Here is an 18641-nt window from a genome sequence, read left to right as displayed (position 1 = left end):
AAAAAGGAAATAGCCGGATTAAGAGAAAGGTTACAGCAGGCGATTGCGCAAGAGGAGTTTGAAGCGGCAGCTGATATTCGCGACCAAATCCGTTCTCTCGAAAAAAAAATCCTTTCTGAAGGAGGAGAGTCGTGATGTCTCTAGAAAAGTTTATTAATCAGGCTGTCAGCTCCTGGATGAGCAATGAAGGTCCTCAGGCAGATATTGTTTTAAGTTCAAGGGTTCGTCTTGCTAGAAATTTAGACAATTATCATTTTCCTCCATTCTTAAAAGCAGACGAAGCAGAGGAGATGACCGCCAAGATCAGTGAAGGCATACAAGAGAAATATCCGCTTGAATTGTTAAAAATGGAGGAATTGTCTCCGTTACAAAAGCGAGTGCTTGTAGAGAAACACTTGATTAGCCCATACTTAGCTGATACCTCTACCTATGGGGCCGTCCTTCTTTCGGATGCAGAGGACATTAGTATTATGATCAACGAAGAAGATCACATTCGGATCCAGTGTCTTTCTCCAGGCTTGCAGTTAAAAGAAACTCTGAAAAAAGCAAACGATCTTGATGATGCCATTGAGGCAAACGTAGAATATGCTTTTGATGAAAAAAGAGGATATTTAACGAGCTGTCCAACAAACGTGGGTACAGGGTTACGAGCGTCAGTGATGATTCATTTGCCGGGATTAACCCTGACCCAACAGCTTAACCGGATTGTTCCGGCAATCAGCCAGCTGGGATTTGTAGTTAGAGGTATATATGGAGAAGGCAGTGAAGCTTTAGGAAACATCTTTCAAATATCGAACCAGTTGACTCTGGGAAAATCCGAGGCGGATATAGTAGAAGATTTGATAAGTATCGTCCATCAGATTATCGAACATGAGAAGTCAGCAAGAGAAGCTTTAGCCAACGCATCTTCTATCCGTTTAGAGGATAAAGTATTCCGCTCTTATGGTGTATTAACAAACAGCCGGATTATTGAAACAAAAGAAGCAGCCCAGTGTTTATCAGATGTAAGACTAGGAATTGATATCGGTTATATTAGCAATGTTTCCAGAAGCATTTTAAATGAATTGATGATTTTAACACAACCGGGCTTTCTGCAGCAATATGCCGGTGGACCGCTCCACCCCGAAGAAAGGGATATCCGGCGTGCAGCATTAATTAGAGAGCGGCTACAGTTAGAAGAAAATTGTTGAGGTAAAGGAGATGGATGGATATGATGTTTGGTCGTTTTACAGAAAGAGCACAAAAAGTATTAGCGCTTGCGCAAGAAGAAGCAATTCGTCTAGGGCACAGCAATATTGGAACAGAACATATTTTATTAGGTCTAGTGCGTGAAGGAGAAGGCATCGCAGCAAAAGCACTTTATGGCCTTGGACTCAGCGCAGAGAAAATTCAAGAGGAAGTCGAAAATTTAATCGGAAGAGGAGAAGGCAGCGCTCAAACAGTCCATTACACTCCTCGCGCAAAAAAGGTAACGGAATTATCAATGGACGAAGCGAGAAAGCTCGGACATTCTTACGTTGGAACAGAACATATCTTACTTGGATTAATCCGAGAAGGAGAAGGAGTAGCAGCCCGCGTTCTTAGCAACTTAGGAGTTAGCTTAAATAAAGCGCGGCAGCAAGTACTTCAGCTGCTTGGTAACAACGAGACCAATGGTCACCAGGGCGGTTCAACATCGAATGCCAATACACCTACACTGGATGGCTTGGCTCGGGATCTAACAGTGATTGCAAGAGAAGGAAGCTTAGACCCTGTTATTGGTCGCAGCAAGGAAATTCAGCGGGTGATCGAAGTTCTAAGCAGAAGAACAAAAAATAATCCGGTTCTTATCGGTGAGCCAGGTGTAGGTAAAACAGCTATTGCTGAAGGGCTTGCCCAACAAATTGTTAATAATGAAGTGCCGGAAACACTCCGGAATAAACGTGTAATGACTCTTGATATGGGTACAGTCGTAGCAGGAACAAAGTATCGGGGTGAATTTGAAGACCGCTTAAAGAAAGTGATGGATGAAATTCGTCAAGCCGGCAATATTATCTTATTCATTGATGAGCTTCATACCTTAATTGGAGCGGGTGGAGCAGAGGGAGCCATTGATGCTTCGAATATTTTAAAACCTTCCCTTGCTCGCGGTGAGTTACAGTGCATTGGCGCAACAACGTTAGATGAATACAGAAAATATATTGAAAAGGATGCAGCCCTTGAGCGGCGCTTCCAGCCAATCCAAGTTGATGAACCGACATTGGAAGAATCTATTCAGATTTTAAAAGGATTAAGAGACCGCTATGAAGCGCATCACCGTGTATCTATTACAGATGATGCCATTGATGCAGCAGTCAAAATGTCTGATCGCTATATTTCAGACCGTTTCCTTCCGGATAAAGCGATTGATTTAATTGATGAGGCTGGTTCGAAAGTTCGTTTGCGTTCATTCACGACTCCTCCTAATTTGAAAGAATTAGAAGTAAAGTTGGAAGGAATACGCAAGGAAAAAGACGCAGCTGTTCAAAGTCAGGAGTTTGAGAAGGCCGCTTCTCTGCGTGACGCTGAACAAAAGCTGCGGGAAGAGCTAGAAAAAACAAAGAATAATTGGAAAGAAAAGCAAGGTAAAGAAAACAGTGAAGTAACAGTTGAGGATATTGCAAAAGTAGTATCTAGCTGGACAGGAATCCCAGTTTCCAAGCTAGCTCAAACAGAAACGGAACGATTGCTTAACCTAGAGGAAATCTTGCACTCCCGTTTAATTGGTCAAGAAGAAGCAGTGAAAGCTGTTTCTAAGGCTGTCCGCCGGGCCAGAGCTGGTCTAAAAGATCCGAAACGGCCAATTGGTTCCTTTATCTTCCTTGGTCCTACAGGTGTAGGTAAAACAGAGCTTGCTAAAGCGCTGGCAGAATCTATGTTTGGTGATGAAGATGCCATGATCCGCATCGATATGTCTGAATACATGGAGAAACATTCAACCTCTCGACTTGTTGGATCACCTCCAGGCTATGTCGGCTACGATGAAGGCGGTCAGCTCACAGAAAAAGTACGACGCAAGCCATACTCTGTTATCTTGCTTGATGAAATTGAAAAAGCTCACCCGGATGTATTCAATATTTTATTGCAAGTGTTAGAAGACGGACGGTTAACAGACTCTAAAGGTCGTACTGTTGACTTCCGTAACACAGTGCTGATTATGACATCAAATGTGGGAGCGGACTCTTTGCGCCGAAACAAATATGTCGGCTTTAACATTCAAGATGGTGAACAAGATTTCAAAGACATGAAGGGCAAAGTAATGGAAGAGTTAAAGCGGGCGTTCCGTCCAGAATTTATTAACCGTATTGATGAAATTATCGTTTTCCATGCTTTAGAGAAAAAGCATTTAAAAGAAATTGTTACATTAATGGCTGACCAGTTGACGCAACGTTTGAAAGAACAAGGGATTATTGTCGATTTATCTGACCGTGCGAAGGAAAAAATTGCCGATGAAGGCTATGATCCAGAGTATGGAGCCCGTCCTTTACGTCGAGCATTACAAAAGCAAGTGGAAGATCGTTTATCGGAAGAATTGCTTAAAGGCAAGGTTTTAGCAGGTCAGCAAGTTATTGTAGATGTAGAAGATGGTAACTTCATTGTAACAACGAAAGAACCATCGGCTGCAAAATAAAGAGGCTGTCCTATAAATGCCCGGCTCCTCCTTCACAAGTTGCAATTTATATGCAACGCTGGAGGCGCCTGGCTTTTTGTTGTTTTAGAAAAAGGATCATTTAAAGAGGTGGAATAAGCATGGCCAAGAAGAAAACAAAGTTTATTTGTCAGTCCTGCGGTTATGAATCGGCAAAGTGGATGGGACGTTGTCCGGGGTGTGGAGAATGGAATCAAATGGTGGAGGAAGTCGCTATTACAGGGACACCTAAAAGGACCTTTATGCATTCGGAGCAAACGATTACCTCTAAGCCAACAAAGCTTTCAAATGTGGAAACGATTCAGGAACCACGAGTAAAAACAAGGTTAAAAGAGTTCAATCGGGTGTTAGGCGGAGGTGTTGTACCTGGTTCACTCGTCTTAATTGGAGGAGATCCGGGAATAGGGAAGTCAACTTTGCTGTTGCAGGTTTCCGCTCAATTAGCAGCAAACAAAAGCAGGGTATTATACATTTCCGGCGAAGAATCTGTTAAGCAGACTAAATTAAGAGCAGAAAGATTAGCTGTGAAGGAAGAGGAGCTCTTTATTTATTCGGAGACAAATTTACAGTTGATCCATACGGCGATTGAGCAACTTTCTCCTTCATTTGTTATTATTGATTCAATTCAAACTGTCTATCATCCGGAGGTAACTTCAGCACCGGGAAGCGTTTCACAGGTGAGAGAGTGTACAGCTGAGCTAATGAGAATAGCGAAGGTTAACGGTATTGCCATTTTTATTGTAGGGCATGTTACGAAGGAAGGATCTATAGCCGGGCCCAGATTATTGGAGCATATGGTGGATACTGTGTTATATTTTGAAGGAGAGCGTCACCACACGTACCGAATTTTAAGAGCGGTTAAAAACCGCTTCGGTTCCACGAATGAAATGGGAATCTTTGAGATGAAGGAGGAAGGATTAGAAGAAGTAGAAAATCCTTCGGAAATTTTCCTTGAGGAACGCTCCCAAGGTTCTTCGGGATCAACGGTGGTTGCCTCAATGGAAGGCACAAGACCAGTTCTTGTTGAAATTCAGGCACTTGTTTCACCGACTGTTTTTGGAAATCCGCGGCGAATGGCTACGGGTATGGATCACAATCGCGTAACGCTCTTAATGGCTGTGCTTGAAAAGCGAGTAGGTCTTCTATTGCAAAATCAGGATGCTTATTTGAAGGTAGCCGGAGGTGTGAAGCTAGACGAACCGGCTATTGACCTTGCGATTGCTGTCAGCATTGCTTCTAGTTTTCGAGATCAGCCAACTAATTCAATGGATTGCATCATTGGTGAAGTGGGGTTAACAGGAGAAGTGCGGCGGGTTTCGCGAATAGAACAAAGAGTTTTCGAAGCTGCTAAGCTTGGCTTTACAAGGATCATTCTTCCTGCAAATAATCTTGGAGGCTGGAAAGTTCCTGAAGGGATAGAAACTGTTGGTGTTTCTACGGTTAATGAAGCATTACAGCTTGTATTTGGTAAATAATTTGCAGATTAGCCTGCATAGGCTGTTTGCAGGCTTTTGGGCATTTTTTTCAAAAAAACGATTGCGTATGGAAAAAAGTGTTTATAATGATAACAGGGAGGTGAAGTCAGGATGTTGAAGCGTCTCGTGCAGGCGGGGTTTATTATTTTAGGGGGAACACTTGGCATTATTCTTATTCCGGACTTATTAAGACTTATTCATTTAGATCATTTAACTTTAGTTAATAATCCGTACGTCGCAGTAATTATAGGAGCCGTTATTTTTTATATGTTAACGTTTTGGGCTGTAGACTACATTATTGATTTTGTTAAATGGATGGAGGACCGAATTGTTACAGCACCATTGACTGACATTCTTTCAGGCAGCTTAGGGTTGATTTTGGGACTGATCGTTGCTTTTTTAGCAGGAAACACATTAAATTCCATAGAGATACCAATCGTTAATACAGTAGCACCGATTTTTCTGACGATCTTATTAGGGTATCTTGGCTTCCAGGTTGGCTTTAAGAAGCGTGATGAAATCACAAGTTTGTTCACGATCAATAGAAGTAGCAGGAAGAAGGAAGCAGAAGCAGCTGAAAATCCATCGTTGGAACAGAGGGCGTGCAAAATTTTAGACACAAGCGTTATTATCGATGGCAGGATCGCTGATATTTGCCAGACTGGTTTTTTAGAAGGATGCCTGATCATTCCGCAGTTTGTGCTGGAAGAGCTACAGCATATTGCCGATTCTTCTGATACGCTTAAACGAACAAAGGGCCGTAGAGGTCTTGATATATTAAATCGCATTCAAAAAGAGATTCCAGTAGAGGTAGAAATAATTGAGCGGGATTTTGAAGATGTCCAGGAAGTAGATAGCAAGCTCGTCAAGTTGGCAAAGGAAATGAATGGGATCGTGGTGACGAATGACTTTAACTTAAATAAAGTATGTGAACTGCAAAAGGTACAAGTTTTAAATATTAACGATTTGGCAAATGCAGTGAAGCCGTTGGTCATTCCGGGAGAAGAAATGAAAGTTCTTGTTATTAAGGACGGAAAAGAACAGCGTCAAGGCATTGCTTATCTGGATGATGGAACGATGATTGTAGTAGAAGAAGGCCGTGATTACATCGGCAAGCAAATCGACGTAATTGTAACGAGTGTACTGCAAACATCAGCAGGTCGGATGATCTTTGCCAAGCCGAAGCTAATAGAAAAAGCGCTTTAAAGGAGCAGGGGAAAATGAATTATCAAGTAATTATTCCAGCTGCCGGCCGGGGAACGAGAATGAAAGCAGACAAAAATAAGCTGCTGCTCTTGCTGAACGGGCGTCCGGTTATCATTCATACGCTGGAGGTTTTTGAGCAAGATCCGAATTGCAGTGGTATTATTCTCGTTGTCCAGCCTGAGGAAACAACCATGTTCTCCAATTTGATTCATGAATATGATGTCTCCAAAGTGAAGAAGCTGGTTCCTGGTGGTAATGAGCGGCAGCAAAGTGTATTTAATGGCTTGAAAGAAGCGGATCAGACCGGAATTATTCTTGTTCATGATGGAGCAAGACCTTTCATTACAAGGCCGATCATCAGCCAGCTTGTTGAGAAAGCAACAGAAGAAGGAGCGGCCATTGTCGCTGTTCCTGTAAAAGATACCATTAAGCGTGTAGAAGGAGGAGTAGTTGCCGAGACAGTTGAACGTTCTAGCTTGTGGTCTGTACAGACACCACAAGCTTTTCGTGTGCCGTTGATTATGCAGGCTCATAGACAGGCTCAAGAGGATCGATATATGGGCACAGATGAAGCCTCTCTTGCTGAACGGGCGAACATAAGGGTTCAAATTGTTGAAGGGGACTATGATAATATAAAATTAACTACACCCGAAGATCTTGTATTCGCGAAAGCTATTATTCAAAAAAGAAAATCACTATAGAGGTTGAAGGAGAAAAGTTATGTTTCGAATTGGGCAAGGCTTTGATGTGCATGAATTTGCAGAAAATCGTCCATTAATTGTTGGGGGTGTAACCATTCCGCATGAGAAGGGATTAATTGGCCATTCAGATGCTGATGTATTGCTGCATACTGTAACGGACGCTCTTCTTGGAGCAATAGGTGAGGGAGATATTGGCCGGCATTTTCCAGATACAGATCCGGCGTTCAAAGATGCAGACTCAGCTGTTTTGCTTCAGCATGTGTGGCAGCTTGTGAAAGAGAAGGGATTTGTTCTAGGCAACGCAGACTGTACTATTATGGCTCAGAGACCTAAGATGGCGCCATATATTGGACAAATGCGAGAAAGAATCGCAGAGCTGTTGGAAACGGACGCATCACAAGTGAATGTAAAAGCGACAACAACAGAAAAATTAGGATTTGTAGGTAGAGAAGAAGGAATAGCGGCGCAGGCGGTTGTTTTGTTAATAGCAAAAGAAAAGGAATCCTCTTCCTTCTAATAAAAGCTGGTGGTAAAATAAAAAAAGTTACTAGGAACGATTTGAGGAGGAACATAAAATGGCAAACGATATTCGTGTGCGCTATGCGCCAAGCCCGACAGGCCATCTACATATTGGTAATGCGCGCACAGCGCTTTTTAATTATTTATTTGCCCGGAATAAGGGTGGGAAATTTATTATTAGAATCGAGGATACCGATCAAAAGAGAAATATTGAGGGCGGCGAAGAAAGTCAGCTGACGTATTTGAAATGGCTCGGTATTGATTGGGATGAAAGTGTCGACAAGGAAGGAGAATTTGGTCCTTATCGCCAGTCTGAACGAAATGATATCTATAAGAAATACTATGACCAATTATTAGAAGAAGGACATGCCTATAAATGTTATTGTACGGAAGAAGAGCTTGAAGCTGAACGGGAGGCGCAACAAGCCGAGGGAAAAGATATGGCGGGCTACTCCGGCAAATGCCGTCACCTGACTCCTGAAGAAAGAGCTGAAAAAGAAGCGGAAGGACGAAAGCCAAGTATCCGTATTAAAGTTCCTGCAGGAGAAATGCTCACATTCAATGACATGGTGAAAGGGGAAGTGTCTTTTGAATCGGATGGCATTAGCGATTATGTCATCGTGAAAAAAGATGGAACACCGACATACAACTTTGCGGTAGCAATAGATGACCATCTGATGGAAATGACACATGTGCTGCGCGGAGATGACCATATCTCCAATACACCGAAACAGTTGCTCGTTTACAATGCGCTTGGCTGGGAGCCGCCAACTTTTGGCCATATGACACTGATTGTGAATGAAAGCCGCAAAAAGCTGAGCAAGCGTGACGAATCCATTATTCAATTTATTGAACAGTACAAAGAGCTTGGCTACTTGCCAGAAGCACTATTTAACTTTATCGCTTTACTGGGTTGGTCTCCGGCCGGTGAAGAGGAGATTTTCTCTAAAGAGGAATTCATCGAACTATTTGATGCTAACCGTTTGTCCAAGTCTCCCGCTTTATTTGATCAGCAAAAGCTGGCATGGATGAATAATCAGTACATGAAGAAAGTGGATTTAGATCGGGTAGTGGAGCTTGCAGTGCCCCATCTTGTCAAAGCAGGCCGCATTGCTGCTGAGCGCTCTCCTGAGCAAGAGCAGTGGGTGCGTGAGCTGATTGGCCTTTATCAAGAAAAGATGAGCTTTGGAGCAGAAATTGTGGACATGTCAGAGCTGTTCTTTAAAGAGGATATTAGCTATGAGGAGGAAGCAAAAACAGTTCTTGAAGAAGAACAAGTTCCTGAAGTTCTTGCTTCTTTCCTAAACAAGGTTGAAGCAATGGAAGAGTTTAAGGCCGATGAAATTAAAAAAGCCATGAAGGACGTCCAAAAGGAAACTGGACATAAAGGGAAAAAGTTATTTATGCCGATCCGTGCCGCTGTGACCGGCCAAACACATGGACCTGATTTGCCTAAAGCGATTGAATTGCTCGGCAAGGAAAAAGTTGTCGAGCGTCTTGGCAAGATCCATAGTTAACATTTCGGCAAAAATGTAATATATTAAATGTACTATTTATTCATAATTAGCGTTGATGAGGAGAAGTAAATAATTGAAGCTTTACAGAGAGAACCGTCACCGGCTGCGAACGGTTTAAGCCGCTCAATTATTGAAATGCCCCTCTGAGTCTGTTGTTGAAAGGAATCCGAGTAAGCAGCAGCGGGAACACCCGTTATCAGTTTAGAGTTGGATTAACAGACAGGACTGTCTGTTTTTCAAACAGAGTGGAACCGCGTCAACACAACGTCTCTGTCTATACAGAGGCGTTTTTATTTTGTTTTTAAAAAAGGAGGATAGCAATGAGCATGTTTAAATTACTTAAAGAGGATATCGATACAATTTTTGAGCAGGATCCTGCTGCCCGCAGTTATTTGGAGGTTATTTTAACCTATTCCGGATTGCATGCTATTTGGGGTCATCGGTTGGCGCACGGTTTTTATAAGAGAAAATTCTTTTTCCTTGCTCGTCTAATTTCTCAAATTAGCCGTTTTTTCACCGGTATAGAAATCCACCCGGGTGCCCAGATTGGACGCCGCCTTTTCATTGATCACGGGATGGGTGTTGTTATTGGGGAAACTTGTGAGATAGGTGATAATGTAACACTATATCAAGGAGTGACACTTGGAGGTACCGGTAAAGAAAAAGGAAAGCGGCACCCGACGGTTAAAGACAATGCATTGATCGCATCAGGGGCTAAAGTGCTTGGCTCCATTACAATTGGGGAAAACTCCAAAATTGGGGCCGGGTCGGTTGTTCTAAAAGATGTGCCTCCCAACTCAACCGTTGTTGGTATTCCGGGGAAAATAGTGATACGTGACGGGAAAAAAGTACAAAAAGACCTTAATCATCAGGACTTACCAGACCCAATTGCTGATCGCCTTTTCTCCATGGAGAAGGAAATTGTCAGGCTGCGTGAAGAGCTTCAAGAAGTAAAGAAGGGAGAACCACTAAATGACCATTCACGTTTATAATACATTAACGAGGCAAAAAGAGGAGTTTGTCCCCCTAGAAAAGGGAAAAATAAAAATGTATGTATGCGGACCGACCGTATATAACTATATTCACATAGGCAACGCCCGGCCAGCTATTGTATTCGATACAGTCCGCCGTTACTTTCAGTATAGCGGCTACGATGTGACCTATGTTTCTAACTTTACAGATGTGGATGACAAGCTGATTAAAGCAGCTAACGAATTAGGAGAAGAAGTTCCGGCGATCGCTGAGCGCTTTATCAATGCTTATTTTGAGGATACAGGGGCGCTCGGCTGCCAAAAAGCGGATGTGCATCCCCGTGTAACTGAAAACATTGACATCATCGTTGAATTTATTGAAACCCTCATTGAGAAAGGCTATGCTTATGCTTCTGAGGGAGATGTTTATTATCGTACACGAAAGTTTGCAGAATATGGAAAGCTCTCCCATCAATCCATAGACGAATTAAAGGTTGGTGCAAGAATTGGCGTAGGGGAAAAGAAAGAAGATGAGCTTGATTTTGCCTTATGGAAAGCAGCAAAGGAAGGCGAGATTTACTGGGAGAGCCCGTGGGGGAAAGGACGTCCGGGATGGCACATTGAGTGCTCAGCGATGGCAAGAAAGTATCTGGGCGATACAATTGATATACATGCCGGCGGACAGGATTTAACTTTTCCGCATCATGAAAATGAAATTGCCCAGTCCGAAGCATTGACAGAAAAAACGTTTGCCCGCTACTGGCTGCATAATGGTTATATTAACATTGACAATGAAAAAATGTCGAAATCGCTCGGCAACTTCGTCCTTGTACACGACATTATTCAACATATTGACCCACAAGTTCTTCGCTTCTTTATGTTGTCTGTTCATTACAGACATCCGATCAATTATAATGAAGAATTGCTGGAGAATGCAAAAACAGCGTTGGATCGCCTAAGAACTGCTTATGAAAACTTAAAGCACCGCAAGCAATCGAGTACGAATTTGACAGAAGATGATACACAGTGGCTGGATAAAATAAAAGAACTGCATCAGGCGTTTACTAAGGAAATGGATGATGACTTCAATACAGCCAATGCCATCTCCGTCTTATTTGAACTTTCCAAGCAGGCTAATTATTATTTAATGGAAAAAAACACATCCGAAAAAGTAATTGACGCCTTTTTAAAAGAGTTCGAAGATTTATTTTTCGTGCTCGGGCTAAAGCTTGAAGTAGAGGAAGCACTGTTAGAGGAAGAGATTGAGGAATTAATCGAACAGCGGATTCAAGCAAGGAAAGACCGCAATTTCCAGCTTGCCGATGAAATTCGTGATAAGCTGAAGGAAATGAACATCATTTTAGAGGACACACCGCAGGGCACACGCTGGAAAAGAGGGTAAAAATGCTGGATTTTGAACCATTAAAAGAGGCCACACAGATGAATAGTCTTGCCCTTGCTTACATGGGCGATGCCATTTATGAAGTGTATGTGCGCCGTCATTTATTGGAACTTGGAAAAGTGAAGCCGAATCAGCTTCATCGGGAGGCTACCCGCTATGTTTCGGCAAAAGCTCAGGCGGATTTTCTATATCAGATGATCGACAGCGGTTTTTTGTCAGAAAAAGAGCTTGCTGTGGTTAAAAGAGGGAGAAATGCAAAGTCGGGAACAACCCCAAAAAATACCGATGTTCAAACTTACCGGCATAGCACAGCTTTTGAAGCACTGATTGGGATGCTGTTCTTAACAGGAAATGAACAGCGGCTTGCAGAAATGATCGATTTTTGTCTGCAGCCAAAAATAAGTGAGAAAGGAGGAGACTCATGATGTCCAAAGAGTTTATCGCAGGCAGGAATCCTGTGCTTGAAGCGCTAAGATCAGATCGGGAAATCAATAAAATCTGGATAGCGGAGGGAGCACAAAAGGGGCCTGTGCAGCAGATTATCAAAAAAGCAAAAGAAAAAAATGTACTCGTTCAATTTGTCCCTAAACAAAAAATTGATCAGATGAGCGAGGAGAATCACCAGGGCATCGTTGCTTCTGTTGCTGCCTATGACTATGCAGAGCTAGACGATTTGTTTACCAACGCGGAAAAGAGCGGGGAAGAACCTTTTTTCCTCATTCTGGATGAAATTGAAGATCCTCATAACTTAGGATCCATTATGCGAACAGCAGATGCTGTGGGAGTGCATGGCATTATTATTCCAAAGCGCCGGGCGGTAGGATTAACAGCTGCAGTCGCAAAAGCCTCTACTGGAGCAATTGAATATATTCCTGTTGTAAGAGTGACTAACTTGTCACGGACGATTGATGAACTGAAAGAACGTGGTGTGTGGATTGCCGGCACAGATGCAAAGGGGGCCGATGACTACAGGCAGTTTGACGGAAACATGCCACTTGGGCTTGTCATTGGCAGTGAAGGAAAAGGAATTGGGCGCTTAATTAGAGAAAAGTGTGATTTTCTTATCCAACTGCCTATGGCCGGACGTGTCACTTCTCTAAACGCTTCTGTAGCAGCCGGCGTATTGATGTACGAAGTGTATAGAAGGCGGCATCCTTTAGGGGAGTAGCGATGAACATCCTCATAGTTGACGGCTACAATATTATTGGTGCTTGGCCGGAACTTCAAAAGCTAAAAAAACATGATCTTGCTTCTGCCCGTGACCGTCTTATTCAGTTGATGGCTGAATATCAAGGATTCACGGGCAGCCGGGTCATCGTTGTTTTTGATGCCCATTATGTTAAAGGAACAGAAAAAAAATACCGGGATTCAAAAGTAGAGGTAATTTTCACACGGGAAAATGAATCAGCAGACGAGCGCATTGAAAAGCTTGCAATAGAACTAAATAATATTAAAAATCAAATTTTTGTAGCAACCTCCGATTTTACGGAACAGTGGGTAGTTTTTGGGCAAGGAGCTTTGCGAGTATCTGCTAGAGAGCTGCTTACAGAGCTGAAAGTAACCAATAAAAAAATTGGGAGAAGTGTCCAAAAATTCCACGAAAAAAAGGTCCATTCAAAAATTCCTCTTACAGACGAAGTGGCAGAAATTTTTGAAAAGTGGCGCCGTGGCGAGAAATGAAGCATTGACGTTCGAAAAAAACGTACTGTATAATGTTGCTATCTATGGCTTTGCAGGCGGAGGGGATGTGTGTGAGTTTGAACCGTTCAAGCAATACAGCATTGGAAACGCTTCAAGATGAGCAACTCATAGAACTTGTTCACAGTGGAAATAGTGATGCTCTGGATTATTTGATTCACAAATACAAAAATTTTGTCCGGGCGAAAGCACGTTCCTACTTTTTAATTGGGGCCGATAGGGAAGACATTGTCCAAGAGGGGATGATTGGGCTTTACAAAGCTATCCGCGATTACAGAGAAGATAAGCTAACCACGTTTAAAGCTTTTGCTGAACTTTGTATCACAAGACAAATTATCACTGCCATCAAAACAGCCACAAGACAAAAGCATATTCCGTTAAATTCCTATATTTCACTTGATAAACCAATTTACGATGAGGAATCTGATCGTACGTTGATGGATGTCATCACAGGCGCAAAAATTATGAATCCAGAAGAATTAATTATTAACCGCGAGCAATTTAGTAGTATTGAAGATAAAATGAATGAATTGTTAAGCGACTTGGAACGAAAAGTGCTAGCCTTATATTTGGACGGGCAGTCGTACCAGGAGATTTCAGAAGAACTTAACCGTCACGTGAAATCGATTGATAATGCTCTGCAGCGGGTTAAGAGAAAGCTTGAGCGCTATCTGGAATTTAGAGAAATCACGTTGTAGGCAATAACTTGACTAGTTCCGCTGATAATGTTATTTTTTACAATTGAGATAGATAAGGTGGATTCACAATGACAAAAAAGAGAATATTAGCTTGTTCCGAATGCGGTTCAAGAAACTATTCCACTCAGAGCAAAGCCAATAGTGAAGAACGCCTAGAAATAAAAAAGTTTTGCCGCACATGTAACAGTCACACGATCCATAAGCAGACTAAGTAAAATGAGAAGCGGCTACTTAAAGACATATAAATGGCCGTTGTGCCGGTTATCTATGCTATAGAGGCTGATGTTGGAAATTCGGCCGCTCGCAGCTGGGTAGAGTAAAAGTGGACAGGCTGGTGTCTGCAGCCAGCCAATAATTGATCATCTTTGAGAAAAGTTGATTTCACCTTTGGAGGGTTCGAAATGTCGAGCATAACACAATTTTTCCGCAACGTCGGTTCGGAAATTAGAAAAGTCAGCTGGCCGAAGAAAAAAGAGCTGACGGGATATACAATCACGGTTATTACAACTGTGTTTTTCTTGGCCATCTTTTTTGCGGTGGTTGATTTAGGTATCTCATCGCTTGTACGATGGGTTTTGTCTCTATAATTTTCAACTTTGCCGCCTCGTTTTGAATATACTGTTTTTTGATATGGTATAATGAAACATCATAGAGAAGAAAAAAAGCCCGCTTCAACGGGTTTTTTCATTTGCTTTTCAAAAGTAAAGGAGGGAAGGACGCTTAGTCCCTTTCTATGGAGAAGAATTGGTACGTTGTACACACATATTCAGGATATGAGAATAAAGTAAAAGCTAACCTGGAAAAACGCGTAGAGTCCATGGGTATGCAAGATAAAATCTTCCGTGTAATCGTTCCGGAAGAAGAAGAAACTGATATTAAAAATGGTAAAAAGAAAGTAACAAAACGCAAAGTCTTTCCAGGCTATGTACTAGTAGAGATTGTCATGACAGATGATTCTTGGTACGTGGTTCGCAACACACCAGGTGTTACTGGGTTCGTAGGTTCTTCGGGTCATGGTTCAAAGCCAACACCGCTTTTACCAGACGAAGTAAAAAATATTTTGAAACAAATGGGAATGGATGAAAAACGCAAGGACGTTGATTTTGAAGTGAACGAAACAGTAGTCGTAAACGAGGGCCCATTTGCTAACTTTGAGGGAACAGTAGAAGAAATCGACTTCGACAAGGCAAAATTAAAAGTGCTCGTAAATATGTTTGGCCGCGAAACTCCGGTTGAACTTGATTTTAACCAGGTAGATAAATTATAATGGAAAACATCTTGAAATATTAAGGAAACAATGATAATATTTTTAAGTCAGTATGTCTTAAAGACAGACTAATTTTAATTAACCATCTTTAATATATTTAAAGGTGTTATTGAGTGGGAGGGGAAATCCCCAAATACCACATCACGGACTTAAGGAGGTGTGTCTCGTGGCTAAAAAAGTTATTAAAGTTGTTAAGTTGCAAATCCCTGCAGGCAAAGCAAATCCTGCGCCGCCGGTTGGTCCTGCACTTGGTCAAGCTGGTGTAAACATCATGGGATTCTGTAAGGAGTTTAACGCGCGTACAGCGGATCAAGCTGGTTTGATCATTCCAGTTGAAATTTCGGTTTTTGAAGACCGTTCATTTACATTCATCACAAAAACTCCGCCGGCTGCTGTACTTCTTAAGAAAGCAGCAGGTATTGAGTCTGGTTCCGGTGAACCAAACCGCAATAAAGTAGCGACAGTAAAGCGTGATAAAGTTCGCGAAATCGCTGAAACAAAAATGCCTGACCTTAACGCAGCTAATGTTGAATCAGCTATGCGCATGGTTGAAGGTACTGCCCGCAGCATGGGTATTGTGATTGAAGACTAATTGTTTGTAGAAGTTGTTCAAGGGTTGCGCTGTGAATGTATTCCGTAATTACTTCACACGCAACCTTTATTCGTGGGAGGTTATTCCGCTAAAACCACATAAGGAGGAAGTTTTAAATGGCTAAAAAAGGTAAAAAGTTTCAAGAAGCAGCAAAGCTTGTTGATCGTACAACAGCTTATGCTCTTGACGAAGCAGTTGAATTAGTAAAGAAAACAAACTTTACAAAGTTTGATGCAACAGTAGAGGCAGCTTTCCGTCTTGGAGTAGATCCGAAGAAAGCTGACCAACAAATCCGCGGAGCAGTTGTGCTTCCAAACGGAACTGGTAAAACACAAAAAGTTTTAGTGTTTGCTAAAGGTGAAAAAGCAAAAGAAGCTGAAGCAGCTGGAGCAGATTATGTAGGAGATGCAGACTACATCAACAAGATCCAACAAGGTTGGTTTGAATTTGATGTAATCGTAGCTACTCCTGACATGATGGGTGAGGTTGGTAAGCTTGGCCGTGTGCTTGGTCCTAAAGGTCTTATGCCAAACCCTAAAACTGGAACAGTTACTTTCGATGTAACGAAAGCTGTTCAAGAAATCAAGGCAGGTAAAGTAGAATACCGTGTTGATAAAGCTGGAAACATTCATGTTCCGATTGGTAAAGTTTCTTTTGACAATCAAAAGTTAATTGAAAACTTCAACACAATCTTTGAAACAATGTTAAAAGCAAAACCATCAGCAGCAAAAGGCACATACATGAAGAATGTTACAATCACTTCAACAATGGGTCCTGGCGTTAAGGTAGATCCTTCTTCTGTAGCTGTTGCAAAATAAGTTGACAACAGATTTTGAATTTGATATAATTCATTTTGTTGCAAAATAATTGAACATTTATACCGTAGACAGCAGGTGCTGAAAAGCTTAATTTCCCGCCGAGGTAATACGAATATATAGAGTGTGGCCTTGCGCTGTACTTTTCGTAACCTCCATGTCTGCTGATGTGGAGGTTTTTTACTTTCATCTAAGGTATGAATGGACAAGCAAAATAGCAAATTGTTTATTTTGCTATAGAAATCTACAGGAGGTGTAAAAGATGAGCAGTGTAATCGAGCAAAAGAAACAGTTGGTAAACGATATTGCTGACAAATTTAAAAGCAGTGCATCTACAGTAATTGTAGACTACCGTGGTTTGACAGTGAGCCAAGTAACTGAGCTTCGTAAACAGCTTCGTGAAGCTGGCGTTGAATTTAAAGTATACAAAAATACTTTAACTCGTCGTGCAGCTGAAACTGCTGAAATTTCTGGTTTGGATGAATTCTTAACTGGGCCGAATGCGATTGCGTTCAGTACAGAAGATGTAATTGCACCAGCAAAAATTCTTAATAGCTTTGCTAAAGAGAATGAGGCGCTAGAAATTAAAGCAGGTGTTTTAGAAGGAAATGTTGTAACAGTAGAAGAAGTGAAAGCTCTTGCTGAACTTCCATCCCGCGAAGGACTTCTTTCTATGCTACTCAGCGTGTTGCAAGCACCTATGCGCAACTTCGCTCTTGCAGCAAAAGCTGTTGCCGATCAAAAAGAAGAACAAGGCGCGTAAGCTGATTTTTTCAGAAGCAGCCTAAACGAATAAAAAGAAAGTAAAAACAAGGAGGAAACTTTAAAATGACTAAAGAACAAATCATTGATGCGATTAAAGAAATGTCCGTTCTTGAATTGAACGATTTAGTAAAAGCAATTGAAGAAGAATTTGGTGTAACTGCAGCTGCTCCAGTAGCAGTAGCAGGCGGAGCTGCTGGTGGAGACGCTGCAGCTGAGAAAACTGAGTTTGACGTTGTGCTTACTGATGCAGGCGCTCAAAAAATCAAAGTTATCAAAGTTGTTCGTGAAGTTACAGGTCTTGGACTTAAAGAAGCGAAAGAACTTGTTGACAACACTCCGAAACCAGTTAAAGAAGGAGCTTCTAAAGAAGAAGCTGAAGAAATCAAAGCTAAACTTGAAGAAGTTGGCGCTGGCGTAGAAGTTAAGTAATTACGTACGGACGATAACAAAGCCCGCTGGATCCAGCGGGCTTTTATTTATGAATTTAATTTTCTGGAACGGTAAGCTAAACGGGCTATAAATCTTGAATGTATTTTTTGTTTATTTTATACTTGGCGCAGCTAACCAGGTGCTTTTTCATTACCTAGTTGCAGCGGCTAAGCTCCTCGAACAAGCCAAACGAACTGCAGGACTGAGGAAATGCGATTGCGTTAGTTTGTTTTCTGTTTGTCGGGGCTGAATAAGGCGCTTCCGCTTTTTTATAAATTGTCAGAGTGGAGGGGGAAATATGACTAACCATTATTTTTCGCAGACGCCCGGTAGTGAGAGTGACCCGAAGTTTTGGGAGTATCTTTTGAAAGGGCGGAAATTTCGCTTTAAAACCGATGCGGGTGTTTTTTCTAAGAAAGAGGTGGATTTTGGCTCTCGCCTTTTAATTGAAACCTTTGAGCCCCCGGAAGTGGACGGGCCATTTCTTGATGCTGGCTGTGGGTATGGACCAATCGGTCTTTCTGTTGCTTCTGCTTTCCCGGAGAGAATGATTCATATGGTTGATGTGAATTTGCGCGCTCTTTCGCTAGCAAAAGACAATGCAGTCCTTAATCAGATTGAAAATGTTAACATTTATGAAAGTGACCGTCTGACAGGGGTGGTTGAGCAAGGATTTGCTGCTGTATTGACCAATCCGCCTATTCGAGCAGGAAAGAAAGTGGTATTTGATTTTTTTCGACAAAGTTACGAAAAGTTGGTTAAGGGCGGAGTGTTGTGGGTTGTTATTCAAAAGAAACAAGGAGCTCCTTCTGCTTTGAAAGAAATAGAGTCACTTTTTGGGCGTGCGGAAGTGATTGATCGTTCAAAAGGGTATTATATTATCAAGGCGGAAAAATGTTGACTCGCATATAGCTCTATG

The 18641-nt window shown here is 41.9% G+C and carries 22 protein-coding genes and 2 other annotated features (1 of these 24 cut by a window edge); all 22 genes read left to right on the top strand.

The genetic code is table 11. From position 1 onward, the window contains the following. A protein-coding gene (locus tag MKZ02_RS02115) for a UvrB/UvrC motif-containing protein (RefSeq protein WP_340851610.1) crosses the window boundary here: on the top strand, nt 1-135 show its 3' end. Its footprint begins 288 nt before the window's first position; the window shows 135 of its 423 coding nt (coding positions 289-423); its start codon lies beyond the left edge, outside the window; the stop codon is at nt 133-135. Next, nucleotides 135-1190, top strand: a complete 1056-nt coding sequence (locus tag MKZ02_RS02110; RefSeq protein ID WP_120035836.1) for a protein arginine kinase — start codon at nt 135-137, stop codon at nt 1188-1190. Before MKZ02_RS02115 ends, MKZ02_RS02110 begins: the two co-directional genes overlap by 1 nt. A 20-nt stretch (nt 1191-1210) precedes the next feature. Next, nucleotides 1211-3649, top strand: a complete 2439-nt coding sequence (gene clpC / locus MKZ02_RS02105) for an ATP-dependent protease ATP-binding subunit ClpC (protein WP_120035837.1) — start codon at nt 1211-1213, stop codon at nt 3647-3649. Nucleotides 3650-3768: 119 nt separating this feature from the next. After that, complete coding sequence (gene radA / locus MKZ02_RS02100) at nt 3769-5142, top strand: DNA repair protein RadA (RefSeq protein WP_340851608.1); 1374 nt, start codon at nt 3769-3771, stop codon at nt 5140-5142. A gap of 111 nt (nt 5143-5253) precedes the next feature. Then, nucleotides 5254-6348 (top strand): PIN/TRAM domain-containing protein, encoded by a 1095-nt coding sequence (locus MKZ02_RS02095; protein WP_120035839.1) that lies wholly within the window; start codon nt 5254-5256, stop codon nt 6346-6348. A 14-nt stretch (nt 6349-6362) separates the two neighbouring features. After that, nucleotides 6363-7049, top strand: coding sequence for a 2-C-methyl-D-erythritol 4-phosphate cytidylyltransferase (gene ispD / locus MKZ02_RS02090; protein ID WP_340851606.1), 687 nt, complete (start codon nt 6363-6365; stop codon nt 7047-7049). A 19-nt stretch (nt 7050-7068) separates the two neighbouring features. Continuing rightward, nucleotides 7069-7566 carry a 2-C-methyl-D-erythritol 2,4-cyclodiphosphate synthase gene (gene ispF, locus MKZ02_RS02085; protein ID WP_340851605.1) on the top strand — a complete coding sequence of 166 codons (498 nt, stop codon included), beginning with the start codon at nt 7069-7071 and terminating at the stop codon, nt 7564-7566. A gap of 58 nt (nt 7567-7624) precedes the next feature. Next, the gene (gene gltX / locus MKZ02_RS02080; RefSeq protein ID WP_120035842.1) at nt 7625-9085 is read left to right on the top strand and encodes a glutamate--tRNA ligase; all 1461 of its coding nucleotides are present in this window, start codon (nt 7625-7627) and stop codon (nt 9083-9085) included. Nucleotides 9086-9128: 43 nt separating this feature from the next. Further along, nucleotides 9129-9360 (top strand) — a binding site (T-box leader). Nucleotides 9361-9411: 51 nt separating this feature from the next. After that, on the top strand, nt 9412-10077 hold the full coding sequence (gene epsC / locus MKZ02_RS02075; RefSeq protein WP_120038040.1) for a serine O-acetyltransferase EpsC: 666 nt from the start codon (nt 9412-9414) through the stop codon (nt 10075-10077). Further along, nucleotides 10058-11458 carry a cysteine--tRNA ligase gene (gene cysS, locus MKZ02_RS02070; RefSeq protein ID WP_340851604.1) on the top strand — a complete coding sequence of 467 codons (1401 nt, stop codon included), beginning with the start codon at nt 10058-10060 and terminating at the stop codon, nt 11456-11458. Before epsC ends, cysS begins: the two co-directional genes overlap by 20 nt. A 2-nt stretch (nt 11459-11460) precedes the next feature. After that, the gene (locus MKZ02_RS02065; RefSeq protein ID WP_120035844.1) at nt 11461-11883 is read left to right on the top strand and encodes a Mini-ribonuclease 3; all 423 of its coding nucleotides are present in this window, start codon (nt 11461-11463) and stop codon (nt 11881-11883) included. Then, on the top strand, nt 11883-12626 hold the full coding sequence (rlmB, locus tag MKZ02_RS02060) for a 23S rRNA (guanosine(2251)-2'-O)-methyltransferase RlmB (protein ID WP_340856301.1): 744 nt from the start codon (nt 11883-11885) through the stop codon (nt 12624-12626). Before MKZ02_RS02065 ends, rlmB begins: the two co-directional genes overlap by 1 nt. A gap of 2 nt (nt 12627-12628) precedes the next feature. Then, nucleotides 12629-13138, top strand: a complete 510-nt coding sequence (locus tag MKZ02_RS02055; RefSeq protein ID WP_120035845.1) for an NYN domain-containing protein — start codon at nt 12629-12631, stop codon at nt 13136-13138. Nucleotides 13139-13203: 65 nt separating this feature from the next. Then, nucleotides 13204-13854, top strand: coding sequence for an RNA polymerase sporulation sigma factor SigH (gene sigH / locus MKZ02_RS02050; RefSeq protein ID WP_120035846.1), 651 nt, complete (start codon nt 13204-13206; stop codon nt 13852-13854). 68 nt (nt 13855-13922) lie between these two features. Beyond that, complete coding sequence (rpmG, locus tag MKZ02_RS02045; protein ID WP_120035847.1) at nt 13923-14069, top strand: 50S ribosomal protein L33; 147 nt, start codon at nt 13923-13925, stop codon at nt 14067-14069. A gap of 186 nt (nt 14070-14255) precedes the next feature. Then, nucleotides 14256-14441, top strand: a complete 186-nt coding sequence (gene secE / locus MKZ02_RS02040; protein WP_120035848.1) for a preprotein translocase subunit SecE — start codon at nt 14256-14258, stop codon at nt 14439-14441. Nucleotides 14442-14587: 146 nt separating this feature from the next. Continuing rightward, on the top strand, nt 14588-15121 hold the full coding sequence (gene nusG, locus MKZ02_RS02035) for a transcription termination/antitermination protein NusG (RefSeq protein WP_120035849.1): 534 nt from the start codon (nt 14588-14590) through the stop codon (nt 15119-15121). A 166-nt stretch (nt 15122-15287) separates the two neighbouring features. Beyond that, on the top strand, nt 15288-15713 hold the full coding sequence (rplK, locus tag MKZ02_RS02030; RefSeq protein ID WP_018395143.1) for a 50S ribosomal protein L11: 426 nt from the start codon (nt 15288-15290) through the stop codon (nt 15711-15713). Between the two features lie 116 nt (nt 15714-15829). After that, the gene (rplA, locus tag MKZ02_RS02025; protein WP_120035851.1) at nt 15830-16531 is read left to right on the top strand and encodes a 50S ribosomal protein L1; all 702 of its coding nucleotides are present in this window, start codon (nt 15830-15832) and stop codon (nt 16529-16531) included. A 44-nt stretch (nt 16532-16575) separates the two neighbouring features. Beyond that, nucleotides 16576-16719: a sequence feature (ribosomal protein L10 leader region), on the top strand. A gap of 71 nt (nt 16720-16790) precedes the next feature. Further along, the gene (gene rplJ, locus MKZ02_RS02020) at nt 16791-17291 is read left to right on the top strand and encodes a 50S ribosomal protein L10 (protein WP_340851600.1); all 501 of its coding nucleotides are present in this window, start codon (nt 16791-16793) and stop codon (nt 17289-17291) included. Nucleotides 17292-17356: 65 nt separating this feature from the next. Continuing rightward, on the top strand, nt 17357-17722 hold the full coding sequence (rplL, locus tag MKZ02_RS02015) for a 50S ribosomal protein L7/L12 (RefSeq protein ID WP_041101803.1): 366 nt from the start codon (nt 17357-17359) through the stop codon (nt 17720-17722). A 298-nt stretch (nt 17723-18020) separates the two neighbouring features. Further along, a complete protein-coding gene (locus tag MKZ02_RS02010; protein ID WP_340851596.1) occupies nt 18021-18623 on the top strand; it encodes a class I SAM-dependent methyltransferase in 603 nt (200 codons plus the stop codon). The last annotated feature ends 18 nt before the right edge of the window (nt 18624-18641 follow it).

Origin of the sequence: Pseudobacillus sp. FSL P4-0506 (genome assembly GCF_038003025.1) — a bacterium.
Lineage (GTDB): Bacteria > Bacillota > Bacilli > Bacillales > Domibacillaceae > Pseudobacillus.
Note: the sequence above shows the minus strand (reverse complement) of the source record. Positions and strands in the feature narration are given on the sequence as shown.